The sequence below is a fragment of the Blastomonas sp. CCH1-A6 genome (assembly GCF_001556365.1).
Taxonomy (GTDB): domain Bacteria; phylum Pseudomonadota; class Alphaproteobacteria; order Sphingomonadales; family Sphingomonadaceae; genus Blastomonas; species Blastomonas ursincola.
In genome coordinates, this window is sequence record NZ_LSIS01000513.1 from 1 (window position 1) to 2,678 (window position 2,678).

Consider the following 2,678-nt stretch of genomic DNA (forward strand, 5'->3'; position numbering starts at 1 on the left):
CCTGCCTATGCCACGGCGGGCGCGGCGGGAATGGATGTCGTCGCTGCCGAAGAGCTCGACCTGATGCCGGGCCAGCGTCATGCGGTGGCGACGGGGTTCGCGATGGCGATTCCGGACGGGTACGAGGTGCAGGTGCGTCCGCGCTCGGGCCTGGCGCTCAAGCACGGCATCACCGTGCCCAATACGCCCGGCACGATCGACAGCGATTATCGCGGCGAGTTGAAGGTCATCCTGATCAACCATGGCGACACGCCCTTCCCGATCCGCAGGGGCGATCGCATCGCGCAACTGGTGGCAGCGCCGGTGCAGCGCGCGGATTTCGCGGAGGTGGATGATCTCGACGCCACCGAGCGCGGCGCCGGCGGCTTCGGCTCGACGGGCGTATAGAAATCCTCCCCGAGACAAGCTCGGGGAGGATTCTAGGAAGTTCAGGCGGGCAGCAAGCTCACCGCGTCTCGCGGATCGGCTTCACCTTCTTGCCTTCGGGCGCGATCGAGATGCGGACGGTTTCACCCGAGCGGCCAGGGAAATCGGTGAAGATCGCGTCGACCAGATTCGGCACCAGATATTGCAGGTTCTTGCTGCGCGACTGGGCCTCTGCCTTGCCTTCGAACAGGCGCTGGTTGTCGGCGACGCGGTCGATCTTCAGGTCGAGCTCGCTGGTATAGACGGTGTAGCTGCGCACATCGTTGTTCCAGCCGGGGCCGAAGATGAACGGATCATAGAAGCCGAAGCCAAAGGCGCGGCGGCCGTAGAAGCCGCCCCAAGGACCACCCCAGGGGCCGAAACCGGCGCCCCAGCCGCCGCCAAAGCCGTCGGACACGACCTTCTCGCGGCCATTGTCGACATCATAGGAAAAGCTCACGACCATGTCGGCGCGCGAAGGATCGCTGGCGGGGACATAGCCCAGCTGGCTCATCTGGCGCGTCACCAGCCCGGCATATTGCGCGAATTCCAGCCCGCCTTGCAGGCGCGGATCGGATGCGGTGACGACAAAGCTCTGGCCCTGGGGAGCGGGCAGAGCCTGGAAGCGGGCGACATCGGCCTTGAACGGAGTGGCGCAGGCCGAAAGCGCAAGGGCAAGGGCGGGCACCGCAAACAGCGCTGCACGACGGGTAAAACGGCTGCGAACAGTCATTTTTTCTCTCCATGGCGGACGCGCGCGACCCTGCGCCGTCCGACTCTGGATATAGGACTAACTGGCCGCGAATGAACCCCGTTTGAACGCAATTCTGCGCAGGTTCAGCTGCGGCTCAGCGCATCAGGCCGAGCGCCTCGTACGCGCCGCTCAGCGTCGGCGCCGCAACCGACCGCGCCTTTTCCGCGCCCTTGTCGAGGATCGCGTCGAGCGCGGCCTCGTCGTCCTTGAGCTCGACGAAACGCTCACGGATCGGACGGAGCGTCTCGACCAGCACTTCGGCGAGCGCGGGCTTGAACGCGCCGAAGCCCTGGCCTGCAAACTGTGCGCAGACGGCATCGGGCGTTGATTCGGTCAGCGTCGCATAGATACCGATCAGGTTGAGCGCCTCGGCCCGGCCTTCCAGCGCAGATGCGACGTCCGGCAGCGGTTCGGGATCGGTCTTGGCCTTGCGGATCTTCTGCGCGATCTCGTCATCCGTGTCGGTCAGGTTGATGCGGCTCATGTCCGACGGGTCGGACTTGGACATCTTGGCATTGCCGTCGCGCAAGCTCATGATCCGCGCCGATTCCTTGGGAATATAGGGATCAGGCAGGGTGAACAGCTCGACGCCGAAATCGGTGTTGAACTTCATCGCGATGTCGCGAGTCAGCTCCAGATGCTGCTTCTGGTCCTCGCCCACGGGGACGTGCGTCGCCTGATAGAGCAGGATGTCGGCGGCCTGCAGCACCGGATAGACGAACAGGCCGACGCTCGCGCCTTCGCGGTTCTTGCCGGCCTTGTCCTTGAACTGGGTCATGCGGTTCAGCCAGCCGATGCGCGCGGTGCCGTTGAGTAGCCAGGCAAGCTCGGCATGCGCAGGGACCCGCGCCTGGTTGAACAGCACGCTGCGGTCCGCATCGATGCCGCAGGCGATGAGCGCAGCGGCCATTTCGCGCACGTTGCGGATGCGCGCCTCGCGCTCCTCGTGCACCGTGATCGAATGCAGATCGGCGAGGAAGAAGAAGCACGCGCTCTCGGCGTCCATCTCGTCCTGCATCTTCACCCAGTTACGGATCGCGCCCAGATAATTGCCCAGGTGCAGATTGCCGGTCGGCTGGATGCCGGAAAGGACGCGCATGTCTTTTACTTTCTCGCCTGAAGGGAAGGGGACGCCTAGCCCTTGCGGCGCAGCATGCCCTTGATCTCGCTGAGCCGGTAAGCGCCCAGCGCCAGCGTTGCGAGCCCATATACCGCGGCGCCGCCACCGCACAAGACGGCGAGTGCGGCGATGCGATGCTCGAGCCGTCCTTCCATCCAGCCTTCAGCCAGATGCCCGCCGAACCAGAGCGCCACACCCATCAGCGCCGCCGCCGCTACGATGCGCCAGGTCTTGGCGATCAGCCGCCCATCGGGCTGAATATGCCCGCGCTTGTAGAGCACGCCGAACAGCAGGCCGACATTGACCCAGGCCGACAGAGCCGTCGCAACGCCCACGCCAACCGGCCCCAACGGCCAGATCAGCACCAGATTGCCGACGAGATTGACCAGCATCGCCGCC

General features: G+C 65.2%; 4 protein-coding genes. 1 reads left to right on the forward strand and 3 read right to left on the reverse strand.

Features of this window, described 5'->3' with window-relative positions; translation table 11 throughout:
* Nucleotides 1-387 (forward strand): dUTP diphosphatase (gene dut, locus AX735_RS22455; protein ID WP_066284842.1); only part of this gene is annotated, 387 nt, incomplete at its 5' end.
* A gap of 58 nt (nucleotides 388-445) precedes the next feature.
* On the opposite strand, the gene AX735_RS22460 is transcribed toward dut, so the two are convergent.
* The 3 genes from AX735_RS22460 to AX735_RS22470 form a co-directional block, all read right to left on the reverse strand.
* Complete coding sequence (locus AX735_RS22460) at nucleotides 446-1,138, reverse strand: DUF4136 domain-containing protein (protein WP_066284843.1); 693 nt, start codon at nucleotides 1,136-1,138, stop codon at nucleotides 446-448.
* 115 nt (nucleotides 1,139-1,253) lie between these two features.
* Nucleotides 1,254-2,258: a tryptophan--tRNA ligase gene (gene trpS, locus AX735_RS22465; RefSeq protein ID WP_066284844.1), complete on the reverse strand. Its 1,005-nt coding sequence runs from the start codon at nucleotides 2,256-2,258 to the stop codon at nucleotides 1,254-1,256.
* Nucleotides 2,259-2,293: 35 nt separating this feature from the next.
* A partial coding sequence (locus AX735_RS22470) for a lipid II flippase MurJ (protein WP_202189647.1) occupies nucleotides 2,294-2,678 on the reverse strand: 385 nt, incomplete at its 5' end.

Coding starts and splice junctions, on each gene's coding strand:
- AX735_RS22460 (WP_066284843.1), bottom strand. CDS start 1,138: ATGACTGTTCGCAGCCGTTTTACCCGTCGTGCAGCGCTGTTTGCGGTG.
- trpS (WP_066284844.1), bottom strand. CDS start 2,258: ATGCGCGTCCTTTCCGGCATCCAGCCGACCGGCAATCTGCACCTGGGC.